Below are 14,319 nucleotides of genomic sequence, written 5' to 3' on the forward strand. Positions count from 1 at the left end.
AAGCCCATGGGAAACGTATTCGCCTTCGCTCGTGACAGCCTCACGAGCCTGGTGTCCCGTATGGGCACTGACCGAGACAAGGCAGCCACCACCTTCTATGCCAGCACGGTCCTATCGGACGAGCAGCTTATCGCGGCCTACAGCACCGCTTGGCTGCCGCGGAAGATCGTGGATATCCCCGCGTTGGATGCGTGCCGCAAGTGGCGAGACTGGCAGGCGAAGAAGCCCCAGATTGAGGCCATCGAGGAGGAAGAGAAGCGCCTGAACGTCAAGGGCAAGATCCTTGAGGCGGCGAAGAAGGGGCGCCTGTTCGGTGGTGCTGCCGTCTATATCGGGACAGGTGACGCCAATCCTGCCGAACCGCTCGATGTGGAGCGCATCAAGAAGGGAGGCGTCCGCTATCTCAATGTGATCACTCGGCGCCGGCTGAATGCCGGCGAGATCGATCGCAACCCGGAGTCCGAATGGTTCGGGAAGCCGATGAACTACACGCTGGCCGGCAACAATGGGCAGCAGATCACCATCCATCCGTCGCGATTGGTGCTGTTCTCAGGGGCGATGCCCGCCGATGACGAGATCAGTACGAACGTTTGGCAGGGTTGGGGCGATAGCGTTCTTCAGTCCACCCTCGATGCGATTAAGAACGCGGACAGCACGGCCGGCAACATCGCTTCCCTCGTGTTCGAAGCGAAGATCGATATCATCCGCATTCCGAACTTCATGGCCTCGTTGGGGCAGGCGGAGTATCGCAACAAACTGCTGGAGAGGTACGCGCTCGCCAACACGGCCAAGGGCATAAACGGCACGCTTCTCCTCGACAAGGAGGAGGAGTATGAGACGAAGACGGCACAGCTCACGGGCCTCCCCGATGTCCTGATGACCTTCCTGCAGATCGTGGCGGGTGCGGCCGATATCCCGGTGACGCGCCTTTTGGGGCAGTCGCCGGCCGGCCTGAACTCGACCGGCACGGCGGACATGAAGAACTACCACGACCGCATCCAGTCGATGCAGGAGCTGGAGTTTCAACCTGCAATGGTGAGGCTCGATGAATGTCTCGAGCGATCGGCCGATGTCCGCGATCCCGATGTGCATTATCGCTGGGCACCGTTGGAGCAGATGAGCGAGAAGGAGCGGGCCGATATCTTCAAGATCACGGCCGATGCCGCCCGCCAGCTGGTGGGGACGACGGCCGGCCAGGAGATCGTGCCGCGCGAGGCAGTGTCCGACGCTCTCGTCAATCGGCTAGTCGAGGACGGCGTTCTGCCGGGTCTCGACGCCGCGATCGAGGAATACGGCAAGCTGAGCGAGCAGGAACCCTCCGAAGAGGAGCTAGCCGCCGCAACAGCCGCACAGGAAGCGAAGACCGCCAACGTGGCCCAGATGTCAGCTGAGACTAATGACGCCGCTCCTCGCACGCTCTACGTCCGCCGTGACGTCCTGAACGCGTCCGAGGTCATCAAGTGGGCCGAAGGGCAGGGCTTCACCGATATCGTGCCCGACCTGCACGTGACCATCACCTACAGCCGCACACCGGTTGATTGGATGAAGATGGGCGACAACTGGTCGGACAACGGCAAGGGCGGACTGACCATCCCGGCCGGCGGCCCGCGCCTCATGGAAGCATTCGGCGACAATGGCGAGGCCAAGGTGCTTTCGTTCGCGTCGAGCGCTCTGTCATGGCGACATGAGGACATGAAGCGCAACGGCGCATCGTCTGACCGGGAGGACTACCAGCCTCACGTAACGATCAGCTATGCGGCAGGCGGCCCAGACTTGAGCAGCGTCGAGCCGTACAGGGGTAAGATTGAACTCGGCCCGGAAATCTTCGAAGAGCTTCGCGAGGACTGATGGCTGAGCGCCTGTCCTGTTGCGTCCCATTCTGCCGGCGAACGACAAAGCCGGATTGCAGCGAGTGGATATGCGGGTCGCATTGGATGGCTGTGTCTTCTCGGCTGAGACGGCGCAAGTACCGGCTCTTCCGGGTCTACAAGCGCCGCTTCGGGAACAATGGGTTCTGGGTCTATCCAGTAGGATCACCGGAGCGCCTTGAGGCTGTGAGGCTCGACAGGCTGTGCCGCAAGGCATGGGAGCATTGCAAGCGGGCAGCAATCGAGACCGCAGCGGGCATCTAAGGAAACGATCATGCAATTCACCGACGCTGTAGCGGTGTCCGGCACGCGTCGGACGGCCGATGGATATCTCGTCGCCGAAGCGCGGTCTGTGCGCACCGGCATCCAGCTTTACGCGGGCTCCGAGGTCGGGAAACCGGAACTGCCCGTGGTGCGCGTCTACCGCCCCGCCGATCAGGTCTTTTCCGACGCCAGCCTTCAGAGCTTCACCCATGCCCCGGTGACCATGGATCACCCGGCGGAGGCGGTCACTGCCGACAACTGGAAGAAGCTCGCCGTTGGCGAGGTCAGCACGGCGGCCAAGAAGGACGGCGAGTGGGTGCATCTACCGCTCATCCTGAAGGACGCTGCGGCGATCGAGGCCGTCGAGACCGGCAAGCGCGAGCTGTCGGCCGGGTACACCTGCGAACTCGTCTGGGGCGACGGTGTGGCTCCCGATGGGCAGGCCTACGACGCCCAGCAATCGAACATCAAGATCAACCATCTCGCGATCGTCGATCGGGCGCGGGCTGGTTCCAAAGCTCGCATCGGCGACGGTGCGATTTCGTGGGGCGCCGCCCCGGTATCTACCACTGACAAGGAGACAGTCGTCATGACTGAAGCACTTCGGACTGTGGTCGTGGACGGACTGTCGGTTCAGACGACCGACCAGGGCGCCCAGGCCATTTCCAAACTGCAGAAGGATCTCGAATCCTCTGCCGCCAAGATCGTTGCCAACGATGCCGCCCACACTGCGGCCATCGCTGCCAAGGATCAGGAGATCGGCACCCTCAAGGCCGATCTCAAGAAGGCGCAGGACGCCGCACTGAAGCCCGAGGACGTTGATCGACTCGTCGCCGACCGCGCCGCTCTCGTCCAGACCGTGAAGGCTATCGACGCCAAGATCGAGATCAAGGGCAGCGATGCCGACCTCCGCCGCGCCGCAGTCAAGGCCAAGCTCGGCGACGACATGATCAAGGACGCTTCCGACGACATGATCACCGGCATGTTCAAGGCCATCGCCAAGGACGTGAAGCCGGCCGATCCGTTCGCCGCGGTCGTCAAGGATGGTCTCAAGCAGACACTTGACGGCGCGACCGCCTCGGAAAAGGCGTGGTCGGACAGCGTCACCGACATCAACGCCTGGCGCAATCAGAAGGAGGCCTAAGCAATGGCACTCACGTTCAAGGACACTCTCACCTCCTATGCGCTCGGTCGCCGGGCGAACATGGAGGAATGGAATGCCATCACCCGTACCAAGGAAGGCTCCGGCACCCTTGGATTCGGCGTTCCGGTGAAGCCCGGCACGGGTGAGCATACCTGCGTCGAGATCACCGCCACGAACGGCGAGAATGTGATCGGCATCACCGAAGCCTCGCAGGTTCTGCCCCACACCGGGGATGCCTATGCGCAGTATGACAATGTCGCCATCTGCGAATCCGGCGTCATCGGCGTTCTGCTCGGTGCCGACGTCACGGCGGGCGCTGCCGCTCGCTGGAACACGGCGAACAAGACCTGGACCGGTGCGGCACAGTCCGCGACGGTCGTCACCATCCCGGGCGCGCAGTTCGAGGTTGCCGGCAAATCCGGCGCCATCGGCCTCGTTCGCTATCGTCGTCCGGTTCCTTCGCTCTCTGTCTCGGGGACCTAAGCCATGAACCAGCATTTCAACGACGCGCAGGCCCTCGCGTTCGTCACCGCGCAGGCCTACAAGGTCAATCAGACCGTCTACGAGGCCCGCTATCCCGATTGGGATTTCGGTCGCCTGATCTTCGTCGATACCTCCGGCCCCGAGTGGTCCCCGGGCGTCCTCACGTACTCGTCCGACATGAGCGGCCGCGCCAATTGGCAGGCTGGCGGTGCCAAGGACGTGCCGATGGCCGACGTCAGCCAGGACTACCAGACCAAGAACTTCCATCTGGCGGCCATCGGCTACCAGTGGAATATCGAAGAGGTCAACACGACCATGGGCTTCCCCGGCGCCAACCTGCCGGATCGCCGCGCTCGTGCCGCCCGTCTGGCCTACATGAAGTTCATGTACGACCTGACCCTCAAGGGCAACACCGAGAAAGGTCTCGGCGGCCTGATCAACTACTCTGGTGTCACCAAGACCGATGCGCCGAACGACGGTACTGGTTCTTCCCGCTACTGGGTGGACTCGTCCGGCGTCGGCCAGAAGACCCCGGCGCAGATCGTCCGCGACATCAACATCGCGCTTCAGGGCGTTTGGCTCGACTCCAAGGAGATCGAGATGGCCGACACCATCTTGCTCCCGATCGAGGCCTACAACTACATCGCCGCCACGCCCTACAGCGCGACGACGATGGAAACGATCCTGTCGTTCGTGATGCGGACGAACATCTACACCCTGACCACCGGCCGCCCGCTCACGATCCGCACGGTTCGCGAACTCGGCACGGGCGATGCCGCTGGCACTGCCGGCCGCCTCGTCGCCTACAAGAACGATGCCGAGTATGTGCGCCTGCACCTGCCGATGCCGCATCGCTTCCTGCCGGTCTACCAGGATGGCCCGCTGAACTTCGCTGTACCGGGCATCTTCCGCACGGGCGGCGTCGAACTGCTGACGACGGTAGCGATGCGCTATCTCGATCAGATCAGCCAGCCGCCGGCCTGATCGCCGTCATAACCATGCGGGCGGCATTCGTGCCGCTCGCCTCTCTTTCACGAGGATTTGCAAATGATCACCGTCAAGAACCTCACCAATTCGCCCTACGACCTGCAGAGCACGAAAGGCATGATCCGCCTCCCGGCCTTCGGCGAGGTGTCGGGCGAGTTCTCGGGTGACTATCTGCAACTCCTCGAAGCCAGCATGGCCGTGAAGGTCATCGAAGGCCAGTCAAAGCGCGATCCGCTGGACCACGACGAAGACGGCAAGAAGGGCGGTTCCAAGCCGGCCGATCAGTCCGACGAACTGGCCAAGCTGCGCTCCGACTATGCCGAGATCGTCGGCAAGAAGCCCTATCATGGCTGGAGCGCCGAGGAACTGCAGGCCAAGATCGACGAGAAGCTGGCGGAGTAACCTATGGCTGGCTACGGCACGAATGAGGGGGCTTCGGCCTATTGGGCTGCGGCGGGCTATGTCATTCCCGAGGATGCGACTGAGCCTCAGATTGCCGCAGCGCGTCAACGTGGCTCTCTGGTGATCGATCGATACGAGCCGCGGTTCAGCGGGCGCAGGGCTGGCGGTCTCGCTCAGGATCGTGCCTGGCCTCGCACAGACGCCTCCACACAGTGGGGTGAGCCTATCGGAAGCGATCAGATACCGGAGATTGTGATCAACGCCAGCTACGAGGCCGCATGGCTGGAACTGACGAACCCCGGCTCCTTGAGCCCCGTCGTTACCGGAACCTCGACCGTGAAGCGCGAGAAGATCGGCCAGATCGAAGTAGAATACAGCGTCAGCCAGACCGCCAGCATTGATGACCTGGTTGCGCTCGCCACGCCGGTCGTCACCCTCATTGAAGGCATGCTGTGGCCGCTGCTCATGCCGGTACTCCCGGGCATAATGGTCGTCTGATGGGCACCTTCGATTACGCACGCACCCGCGCCACGGCTGAGCGTCTTATCGCCAAGTTCGGCCAGACTGGTGCCATCCGACGCACCACGACAAGCGGCCCGCCTTACGACCCGGTGACGACCATAACTGACCACGCCTGCGAGTTGGCCGTCATGGAATACACCGACGACAAAATCGACGGAACGCTCATCATGCGGGGCGATAAGCTTGTGTATCTCTCGACCGCCGGCCTCTCGATCGAGCCGAGCACGGCCGACATGGTGGTGATCGGCGGCGAGGAGCACGCCATCATCAACGTCAAGCCGCTGTCGCCCGCCGGGCTGGTGGTTTTCTGGGAAATTCAGTCGCGCCGCTAGACGGCCACAACGGAAGGAATTCGGCATGACCAACGTCCTGCTCTCGAAGAACTACAAGAGCCAGAAGGCCGGAAAGATGCTGACCGGTCTGCCAGTGTCGGAGGCAAAGGCCATCGAACGGCTTGGGCTCGGCTCGATCATCAAGGATGATACGCCTGCCGCCGAGAAAACCGTCAAGAAAGCTGAGAAGCCTTCCGACTGATGGCCACGCTACGCCAGCAGCTTCTTGACCTGATCGACAGGCTGGCCCCGGAGATGGAGCGGGCCTTTCTGGAGGCGGTCGAGGACATCAAGTCCGAGATCGTGCTTCGCGAGATTGTGGAGAGGTTGGAACGGCGAGATGTAGAAGGGGCAATCGAAGCCCTACACATCGACGAGGCGGCTTTTCGCCCGCTCGCTGAGGCGCTGAGGCAGGCCTACAACGCTGGCGGCATTCTGGTCGTCAAAGACATGCCGCGCCTATCCGACCCGCTCGGCGGGCGAGTCGTGCTCCGCTGGGATGTCCAGAACCAAAGGGCCGAGGCGAACATCCGCGATCTATCTTCGACGATGATCAAGGGGATCACGCAGCAGACGCGGGAGGCTGCGCGCGAGACCATCGTCTCAGCTTATGCCCAAGGACAGGGGCCTGGCACGATTGCCCTCGACTTGGTCGGCCGGCAGAGCCGCATCACGGGCAAGAGGGAAGGCGGAGTTATCGGACTGAACGCCCAGCAGGCGGCGCTGATCGAACGCACCCGCATCAACCTTCTCTCGGGCGATCCCGAACTGATGCGAAAGTATCTGACGCTCAAGACCCGCGATAAACGGCTGGATGGAGCCGTGCGGCGCGCTATCGACGCCGGGAAGCCTCTGGATAAGGCCACTCTCGAAAAGGTGCTGATGCGACTGCGAGACCGGAACCTGAAGCTCCGCGGTGAGATGGTGGCCAGAACTGAGACAATGACATCGGTCATGGCCGCAAAGCACGAGGCGTTTCAGCAGGGCCTCGACAAGATGGGCCGCGATGCAAGCTTGGTCACCCGCAAGTGGCGGTCGGCTGGAGACAGGCGCGTGCGGCACACGCATATGGTTCTGAATGGGCAGAGCGTGCAGGGAATGGATCTCGCCTTCCAGTCGCCTTCCGGCGCGTTGCTCCGTTACCCGGGCGACACTTCGCTTGGTGCTGGCGCTGCCGAGATTATCGGCTGCCGGTGTGACGTCGAATACGACTACGATTTTGCAGAGGCCTACGCCCGCTCACGGGGGCGCTGATGAGTTTCGCGGCCACTATCGGGGAATGGGGCAGGGCGGAGATGGATCGCGCTGAGGCGATCTTCCAGACTGCTGCGCAGACGGTAGCCAATGAGGTGCGAAAGCCAATTGCGGAAGGCGGGAGGATGCCGGTCAAATTCGGCCACCTTCGCCGGTCTCTGATGGCATCGACGGCCGAAATGCCGACGGTGAAGCCGGAGCAGAAGGAGTTTTCCGATAGCGGCGTGGAGATGTTGATCGCCGGGGCCGAGCTAGGCTCGACCGTCTATCTCGGTTTTCAGGCTGGATACGCAGCGCGCATGAACTACGGCTTCGTCGGGACCGATAGCTTGGGGCGTGTCTACAATCAGGCAGGTTTCGGCTTTGTCGATGCCGTCGCGCAGCGGTGGCCGCAAATCGTGGCCGAGGCAGAGGCTAAGGTTCGTTCCCGCTTTGAGGGCGGTTCTCAGCCAGCATGATCAGCATCGCGCGCTGGATGAAGTCGGTGTTCTTGATGAACATCTCCATCACGGCCTCACCGCCTTCGGTTTCGGCCTTCTGCCCCCGGAAAAGGTCAACGGCCTGATCGAGCAGGGCAAATATCTCGCGATCGCTGAGCGGTTGTTCGGCCATGGACTGACGGAGTAGCACGGATGGCGGCAACGGTTGAAGAGAATATCTTTCGCGGCCTGATGGAATACTTCGGTACGTGGCCCCTTCCTCCGGGGTGGACCGCAGCCGGCAATGTCGCATATCCCGGCATTGAATTCGTTCCGCAGGCAGCCAAGCCGTTCGTCAGTCTCGAGGTCCACTTCAACAGATCGATCGAGACGGATCTCTCACTGGAGATGGACCCGATCCGCCAAGGCTTCATGCGTGCGAACGTGACGTGGCCTAACGGCACGACACATGCCCGAGGCCTGGATATCGCTGCCCAGATTAGGGCGCACTTCAAGCGAGGCACGCGCTTCGCGAAAGACACCGCGCTTGTCAGGATCGATGAGGACCCGGAGATCGGCGTCTTCGTCGTTGGCGATACCCATGTGACGATCCCAGTCACAATTCGGTGGGCTTGCTACCCACGAGTTCCGGCCTGATTGGCCTGCCGTCCCAGCGCCTTCGGCAAGCGCAATCAGACAGAAAGGAATGAGCCATGGCTCAGCTTTATCCGGTTGCCGGTGCCAAGATCTATATCGGCCCGGCAGTCAATGACGTGCCCGACGACGAGGACATGACGGCGGCGCTGTTCGCTTCCACCGTCTGGACCGAAATCAAGGGCTGGCAGACCATGGGCGCAATCGGCGATGCCGCCACGCTCATCACCGAATCCGTGATCTCCTCCGGCCGCGACCTGAAGGCGAAAGGCACCCGCAACGCCGGCTCGATGCAGAATAACTTCATCATCCTGCCCGAGGATGACGGTCAGATCGCGCTCATCGCCGCTGAAGCGACGGCGCATAACTTCCCGTTCAAGCTCGCCTTTGATGACGCTCCGGCTCCGGCAACGTCGGCGGTGACCATGACGATCGCAGCGCCTGGCGTGATCTCCTGGACCGCTCACGGCCTCGCCGCGGATACACCGGTCAAGTTCAGCACGACCGGCGCGCTTCCGGCCGGCCTGACCGCCGGTACCACCTACTATGTCGTGAGCCCCACCACGGATGCGTTCAGCGTAGCGGCTACGCCGGGCGGCTCGGCCATCACGACGACGGGCACCCAGAGCGGCACGCATACCGCCACCACTGTCCCGACCGGTACGACGAAGCTCTTCTATGGCATCGTCATGACCGCGCAGGAGAATGGTGGCGGCGCCAACACCGCCCGCCTGATCTCGGGCAACATCGAAATCAACAGCGCTATCGTTACGGTGGCCGCTACTGGAGGCGCGTAATGGCTGAGGCAATCTCTCTTGATCGGTTCGATGCACTCGTCCAAGCGCAGGAGGCCGGCATCGAGTTCGACCTTCTCGACGAGGTAGGCCAGCCAATCGGCCTCAAGCTTGGAATGGTCGGCCCTGACAGCAAGCGGGCTCGGCAGGCGATGAAATCGGTCGCCGCCGAGTTTGCAGCTCGTGCAGAGGAGAAGGGGAGCCTTCAGACGGCTGAGGACGAGGAAGACGAAAGAATGGTCGCCTTCCTCTCCAAGGTCGTGACGCACTGGAGCCCGAACCCGGCAATCGGCGGCAAGGAAGTTCCCTTCTCTGAGGAGAATGCGCGAACCTTCTTTGGTCGATTCCGCATGTTCATGGAGCAGGCTCAGGCGCGGGCGGTGCGCCGTAGCCCTTTCGCTACAAGCTCATCGAACGCCTCTGCCAGCTCGTCGCTGACCAAGCCGACGGCAAGCAAATCAAAATCCCGTCGGCCGGGGAACAAGTCTGGTACTGGTTCCGAGAGTTAGACAGTCAGCGACAGGGAAACGGGTTCGGTCTAAATGCCCTCGGATTTCGCGAAATCAAGGCTTGGGCCGACCTTCGCGAAATCTCGCTTCTGCCGTGGCAACTCGACGCGATAATCGCCCTCGACATCAAGCGGAGGTCTATGGACGCAGCCAAGGCTGCAGAGGGCAAGGAAGCTCCTAAGGTCGAGGTCTCCAAGCGTCCGCTTACCGCTCGCCTGTTCGATGCGCTGTTTCCTCATCGAGGAAGGTAACCACCCATCTCGCCGCACTCGCAAATGGCGGGAGGCGCAGCGGGAGGCGAACAAGAAGCCTTAAACGCGAAACCCCACCTCGGAAGGTGGGGTTGTCAAAACGGGCAGGGGCATCCGTTATTGCTGCGGCGCCTGCTCGCGTTGCATCGCTTCGAACTTCACTGCGATCGCACCGAGGCTTTCGGAAATACTCTTGAGTTGAGTCGCATTCTCTGCGGAAATCCGCTGCGCCTCAACGGCTACCTTCTCAGCATTAACGGCCTGACTGACGGAGGCAGAGGACGCCATAATGCCGTTGCCAAACTGTGTCGCTCCCAATGCTAGGATAGCGATGGTGACGGCGACGATGGAAATCGCAGTCACAACGAGAAAGCCCTTTGACGGGAGAGTGTTCTTCAAAATGGCGACATTGGTGTTCATCTCAGAAATCCCAGAGGAGATATCTGAGCGGAATTTTACCATCTCAGTCTCAAACTTCGCGAACTCTGCCTTCATTTCCGAAACTGTGGCTTCGACCTTTGCTTCGGTGCGTTCGAGTTTTGCGTCGACTTCTTCCCTTGTCACGGTTGATTCCTGCTTCTTAGGGCTTCCCGCTTGCGGCGGCGTAATTGGAATATAGGGCCCATGTCCCGCAATTACGAGACCTTCCTGGAACGACTGAGATGTCGGAATCTCCACCCCTCCACTTCCAAACCCAAGGATACGTTGTTTCTTCGGAGGGTGTTGAGTGGTTGGCTTGGCTGACATGCTATCCGCGTAAGACGATTTGGAGTGAGAAGAAGTTTCTTCGCGACATTACCCAAGATTGTGTTGGAGTCTAGCCTAACGCAGTGAGATTGATACGCGGTTAAATCGGCGCGACAGAGCGTCTCTGCAATTTCCAACCGCTTTTTGGCGTTTCTGTGGATAACGTTTCAGCGCCTCAGATGAGCAATCTGGGGCACGTTCAGCATAATCGTCTGATTTTCCGTGAGGCGCGTTCCCAAAACAATTCCCTTCCATTTTGTGGCGGAGGGAATTGCGACGTTGGCAGTTTCCTGCCCCAATGCGCGGGTGTTCAACGGAAGGGGAGGTTCAGGATTTTCCGCGTTGCATCTTGGAGTGCGCAATGGAGCCAGCGGTCGGGTTGTCTGGGTGCTCACGGTTCCAATCTTCGGTTTCAGGATCTTCGTTCATGGCGCGATAGGCGAGGCTGTCCTCTATCGGCAGCTTCTCTCCGAGTAACTGAATCATGTCGGCGATCTCCGTGAGAAGGTCCTCGGCCGGGCTATGCCGATATCCATCCACTAACTGAGCGATGTAGTTGCGGATATCTTCTAGCGACATCCGCTCTGGATAGAAGGACTCCAAGGTCCCGACGATCTCAGAGTTCATGGAACGATTGTTCTTCTCGGCAGCAGCGCGGATTCGCTCTCGCAGGCCATCAGGCATACGAATGATGAACTTGTTTTGGTCGCGCGATGGGGCGTCAGCCATAGAAATATCCGTTCCTGAACAATGCCATAGTTGAATAATGGCATTTGGGCACTAATGCCCTATTGCCATCAATGTGCCCAAGTGCCACTATCCCATTCGTACCACATCACACAAAGGAGGCAATGTTGAGCGAAATGAAAAGCGAGAGGATTCCAATCACCATGGAGCCCTCATTGCTGGAACGAGTAGAGGATTATCGTTTCCTGAACAGGATTCAATCGCGGACTGCGGCTGTGCGATCCCTCATCGAAAAGGGATTGGCTGAGTCCGAAAAGGAAAAGGGCGAAGCAACGGCCTCGTAAACCCGCTTCGCCCTTTCGCAGCAACATCAAAACCCTCGAAAGGATTTCAACATGCGCGAGCATGATAGCAAACGTGCGCCATCATTGGCAATCCACCCATCCATCGTCAAAGCCGCTCTTTCTGCCACCAACGAAATGGCAGAGGCTCAGGCTGCAGCTAATTACCTCGCCGAGACGATGCAACGCATCCACGGCGGAATGTGGCGCGTGAAGATCAACCACGTGAACGAATGCGTCACGGTTTCGCGCCGTATCGGCAGCGGGCGTGTCAGTCCCAAGCCGGAGGTAGCGTGATGGATCGGCGCACCTTTATCCGTGGGGCAGTAATCGCCGCTTCGACGCCAGCGGCAATCGGCGCTGTCTCTACGCTGGGCATCGGCGTTCTCGTCAATCGTTACCGCGCCGCAAACGCCGCGTGGCTTGCGACGGCTGGCGCAGATGGAGACGTTGAGGCTGAGGGGCCTGAATACGAGGCGGCATGGAGCGCGGTGAAGGATGTTGTCACCCACCAATGCCAGACCGCCGAAGAGGTGCAGGAAAAGATCAAAGCTGTCCTGTCCGACCAGTGGCTTTGCGAAACAGCCGAATGTGGATGGGATGTAGAGGCTGGCCGTCTGCACCGGCACTTTCTTCGCAGCCTGATCATCTGAAATCACCAATTCCCCGCTGCCATGGGGATGTAACGCGAACCCGAGCTTCATAGGCTCCGGCGTTCATGAAAGCGAACCCCTGTGCGTTACCGGGCTTGGCAGGCCGGGCGCCTAGTGCAGTCGAATGGTTAACGAAAATTAAGAAATTGGGCGGCAATGTCGCCTGATCCGTGACGGCGGGGTTTGAGCCTTGCAAGCGGCCCCGCTGTCACGACCACCGGCCATCGTTTCCGCGATGGCTAGCTCCACTGCCTAACCTCGGAAAGGACATAGGCAATGACGAATGCACAGATGACACCGATCGATGCCACACGCAACCCGATCGTACATGCCAAGGACGGCGAGGTGTTCGCCAACAGCCGCGACGTGGCTCAGTTCTTCGGGAAACAGCACGGCCATATTTTGCGTGATATCGGTAATCTGATTGCCAGCGAGCCGCAGCTAGGTCTCTCCAAATTTGGAGAGACCCCATATGTTGAGCCTTCGACCGGCCAGACCTACCGATCCTATGATATGGACCGCGACGGCTTCACGCTCCTCGCCATGGGCTTCACCGGCGGCAAGGCGCTGAAATGGAAGTTGCGCTACATCGAAGCGTTCAACGCCATGGAGGCGGAACTTCGTCGTATCGCCAACAGCGGCCCGACCGTCGATCTCAACGACCCCGGCGCTCTTCGCGGCCTTTTGCTAACCTACAGCGAAAAGGCGCTGGAACTGGAGAGGCAGGTCAAGGAGCTTCTGCCGTCGCAGGAGGCATTGCAGCGCCTTTCCGAGGCTGACGGTTCTCTCTGCATCACCGACGCCGCAAAAGCGCTCCAGATGCGTCCCAGCGACCTGTTCAACTGGCTTCGCCAGAACGGTTGGATCTACAAGCGGGTGGGGGCGTCCCACGACCTCGGATACTCGTCCAAGACGCAATCCGGCCTTCTGGAGCACAAGGTAACGACGGTTCTGCGCGCTGATGGCTCCGAAAAGGTCACGGAGCAGGTTCGCGTGACGGCCAAGGGCCTGACGAAGCTGGCGCAGCTCATCAAACCGGCGCTGGCAGAAGCATAACCACTGCCACAATGCCAATACCTTTAGGCGCTCTTCGGGGCGCCTTTTCACTGCCTACGAGCACTTGATGTAGATGGAATAGACCCTGGATGGGCGACCAAAGCCGTAGGTACCGGAGCATCGTTCATCGATACCGTACTTCCGTCCCGCAGTCGCAACGCAGAAGGATTTTTCCATCCAAGGCGAACGCCCTCATTGCCAATCCGCAAGATGGGCAGATCGTGCCTCGTTTGGAGTTCGTGGCCCTCTGAGTTGCGCTAGAAACGATTTGGCGTGACGGCTTCTCTGTTCGTTTATTTTTGATGCGAACGCCTACCCATACACCCAAACCAAGGCTCGCTAGGAACTGCAGCAGCGCAGGCGTGCGATTAACTCCGCCGTGATGAGAACATGCTCCCTGCCTGCCAATGGAGGAAGACTGCCAGCCGGAATTACAGGCGACGGGGCCTAGTAGCGAGCCAATGAGGATCATTGAGGCAACGAAAGTGATGGCGCCCCAGCCAAGGGGCGTGTTGATGGTCTTGAGCATTATCTCTCTGAGCTGTTCTAGTTTATCACGGAGGAAGGCTCTCCCCCAACAAGCTGGCGTGGATCAAAGCTGGTCTTTGCGGCCGAATATGAAGCGACGTGTTTCGCCATTGGTCAACTGCATGGTCCCTTCACCAGCGACCATGGATGCGTTCGTCATGGGTCTGGTCATGGTTACTGTCCCTGACTTCCCATCGGTGCATGCCACCGGAATGACGACCGTTGCTTTCCGCCAGTCAGGTGCGGTGCCGCGGCAGGTTACCCGACCATCGCCGATGGAGAACTTCACGTTCTCCTGCATGGCCCCAAAGGTTGTCTGTCCGCTACCGTAACGACCTGTGGCGCTGACATACTGGTTTTCTATGGTGTTGCAGCCTACCAGCGCGAGAACCGCGCCCAGAGCAACAAAATTCTTCATCATCCT

At 60.3% G+C, this 14,319-nt stretch carries 20 protein-coding genes; 16 read left to right on the forward strand and 4 right to left on the reverse strand.

Translation table 11 applies throughout. The annotated features are described in order from the left end of the window. Positions 1 to 6 precede the first annotated feature (6 nt). The 10 genes from ShzoTeo12_RS18590 (at position 7) to ShzoTeo12_RS18635 (ending at position 7,714) form a co-directional block, all read left to right on the forward strand. Positions 7 to 1,848, forward strand: a complete 1,842-nt coding sequence (locus ShzoTeo12_RS18590; RefSeq protein WP_318913489.1) for an anti-CBASS protein Acb1 family protein — start codon at positions 7 to 9, stop codon at positions 1,846 to 1,848. Between the two features lie 294 nt (positions 1,849 to 2,142). Then, positions 2,143 to 3,276, forward strand: coding sequence for a DUF2213 domain-containing protein (locus tag ShzoTeo12_RS18595; RefSeq protein ID WP_318913491.1), 1,134 nt, complete (start codon positions 2,143 to 2,145; stop codon positions 3,274 to 3,276). 3 nt (positions 3,277 to 3,279) lie between these two features. Continuing rightward, on the forward strand, positions 3,280 to 3,759 hold the full coding sequence (locus ShzoTeo12_RS18600; protein WP_318913492.1) for a hypothetical protein: 480 nt from the start codon (positions 3,280 to 3,282) through the stop codon (positions 3,757 to 3,759). A gap of 3 nt (positions 3,760 to 3,762) precedes the next feature. Further along, positions 3,763 to 4,743, forward strand: a complete 981-nt coding sequence (locus ShzoTeo12_RS18605; RefSeq protein ID WP_318913494.1) for a DUF2184 domain-containing protein — start codon at positions 3,763 to 3,765, stop codon at positions 4,741 to 4,743. A 63-nt stretch (positions 4,744 to 4,806) separates the two neighbouring features. After that, a complete protein-coding gene (locus tag ShzoTeo12_RS18610) occupies positions 4,807 to 5,148 on the forward strand; it encodes a hypothetical protein (RefSeq protein WP_318913496.1) in 342 nt (113 codons plus the stop codon). A 3-nt stretch (positions 5,149 to 5,151) separates the two neighbouring features. Beyond that, positions 5,152 to 5,646, forward strand: a complete 495-nt coding sequence (locus tag ShzoTeo12_RS18615) for a DnaT-like ssDNA-binding protein (RefSeq protein ID WP_318913497.1) — start codon at positions 5,152 to 5,154, stop codon at positions 5,644 to 5,646. After that, positions 5,646 to 6,002 carry a hypothetical protein gene (locus ShzoTeo12_RS18620; RefSeq protein ID WP_318913498.1) on the forward strand — a complete coding sequence of 119 codons (357 nt, stop codon included), beginning with the start codon at positions 5,646 to 5,648 and terminating at the stop codon, positions 6,000 to 6,002. Before ShzoTeo12_RS18615 ends, ShzoTeo12_RS18620 begins: the two co-directional genes overlap by 1 nt. 25 nt (positions 6,003 to 6,027) lie before the next feature. Continuing rightward, on the forward strand, positions 6,028 to 6,204 hold the full coding sequence (locus ShzoTeo12_RS18625) for a hypothetical protein (protein WP_318913499.1): 177 nt from the start codon (positions 6,028 to 6,030) through the stop codon (positions 6,202 to 6,204). Next, positions 6,204 to 7,256, forward strand: coding sequence for a phage minor head protein (locus ShzoTeo12_RS18630; protein WP_318913501.1), 1,053 nt, complete (start codon positions 6,204 to 6,206; stop codon positions 7,254 to 7,256). The genes ShzoTeo12_RS18625 and ShzoTeo12_RS18630 overlap by 1 nt, the downstream gene beginning before the upstream one ends. Further along, positions 7,256 to 7,714, forward strand: coding sequence for a hypothetical protein (locus tag ShzoTeo12_RS18635; RefSeq protein ID WP_318913503.1), 459 nt, complete (start codon positions 7,256 to 7,258; stop codon positions 7,712 to 7,714). The genes ShzoTeo12_RS18630 and ShzoTeo12_RS18635 overlap by 1 nt, the downstream gene beginning before the upstream one ends. Here ShzoTeo12_RS18635 and ShzoTeo12_RS18640 read toward each other — a convergent pair. Beyond that, a complete protein-coding gene (locus ShzoTeo12_RS18640; protein WP_318913504.1) occupies positions 7,671 to 7,868 on the reverse strand; it encodes a hypothetical protein in 198 nt (65 codons plus the stop codon). The two genes, ShzoTeo12_RS18635 and ShzoTeo12_RS18640, sit on opposite strands and share 44 nt — an antisense overlap. 20 nt (positions 7,869 to 7,888) lie before the next feature. Between ShzoTeo12_RS18640 and ShzoTeo12_RS18645 the strand changes: the two genes are divergently transcribed. The 3 genes from ShzoTeo12_RS18645 to ShzoTeo12_RS18655 are packed head-to-tail and all read left to right on the forward strand — an operon-like array spanning position 7,889 to position 9,632. Next, positions 7,889 to 8,332: a phage tail terminator-like protein gene (locus ShzoTeo12_RS18645; protein ID WP_318913506.1), complete on the forward strand. Its 444-nt coding sequence runs from the start codon at positions 7,889 to 7,891 to the stop codon at positions 8,330 to 8,332. 56 nt (positions 8,333 to 8,388) lie between these two features. Then, positions 8,389 to 9,126: a hypothetical protein gene (locus ShzoTeo12_RS18650; protein ID WP_318913508.1), complete on the forward strand. Its 738-nt coding sequence runs from the start codon at positions 8,389 to 8,391 to the stop codon at positions 9,124 to 9,126. Next, complete coding sequence (locus ShzoTeo12_RS18655; RefSeq protein ID WP_318913510.1) at positions 9,126 to 9,632, forward strand: hypothetical protein; 507 nt, start codon at positions 9,126 to 9,128, stop codon at positions 9,630 to 9,632. The genes ShzoTeo12_RS18650 and ShzoTeo12_RS18655 overlap by 1 nt, the downstream gene beginning before the upstream one ends. Positions 9,633 to 10,000: 368 nt before the next feature. Here ShzoTeo12_RS18655 and ShzoTeo12_RS18660 read toward each other — a convergent pair whose 3' ends face one another. Together ShzoTeo12_RS18660 and ShzoTeo12_RS18665 are read right to left on the reverse strand one after the other, a co-directional pair. Then, entirely contained in the window at positions 10,001 to 10,630 is a 630-nt protein-coding gene (locus ShzoTeo12_RS18660; protein WP_318913512.1) for a hypothetical protein, read from the reverse strand. 327 nt (positions 10,631 to 10,957) lie between these two features. After that, entirely contained in the window at positions 10,958 to 11,359 is a 402-nt protein-coding gene (locus tag ShzoTeo12_RS18665; RefSeq protein ID WP_318913513.1) for an Arc family DNA-binding protein, read from the reverse strand. A 353-nt stretch (positions 11,360 to 11,712) separates the two neighbouring features. Between ShzoTeo12_RS18665 and ShzoTeo12_RS18670 the strand changes: the two genes are divergently transcribed. From ShzoTeo12_RS18670 to ShzoTeo12_RS18680, 3 genes are all read left to right on the forward strand, one after another. Continuing rightward, positions 11,713 to 11,955: a hypothetical protein gene (locus ShzoTeo12_RS18670; protein WP_318913515.1), complete on the forward strand. Its 243-nt coding sequence runs from the start codon at positions 11,713 to 11,715 to the stop codon at positions 11,953 to 11,955. Continuing rightward, the gene (locus tag ShzoTeo12_RS18675; protein WP_318913516.1) at positions 11,955 to 12,311 is read left to right on the forward strand and encodes a hypothetical protein; all 357 of its coding nucleotides are present in this window, start codon (positions 11,955 to 11,957) and stop codon (positions 12,309 to 12,311) included. Before ShzoTeo12_RS18670 ends, ShzoTeo12_RS18675 begins: the two co-directional genes overlap by 1 nt. 276 nt (positions 12,312 to 12,587) lie before the next feature. Next, positions 12,588 to 13,367, forward strand: coding sequence for a phage regulatory protein/antirepressor Ant (locus tag ShzoTeo12_RS18680; protein WP_318913518.1), 780 nt, complete (start codon positions 12,588 to 12,590; stop codon positions 13,365 to 13,367). Between the two features lie 592 nt (positions 13,368 to 13,959). On the opposite strand, the gene ShzoTeo12_RS18685 is transcribed toward ShzoTeo12_RS18680, so the two are convergent. Further along, positions 13,960 to 14,316, reverse strand: coding sequence for a hypothetical protein (locus ShzoTeo12_RS18685; RefSeq protein ID WP_318913519.1), 357 nt, complete (start codon positions 14,314 to 14,316; stop codon positions 13,960 to 13,962). Positions 14,317 to 14,319: the final 3 nt, after the last annotated feature.

The organism is Shinella zoogloeoides, from assembly GCF_033705735.1.
GTDB lineage: Bacteria > Pseudomonadota > Alphaproteobacteria > Rhizobiales > Rhizobiaceae > Shinella > Shinella zoogloeoides_A.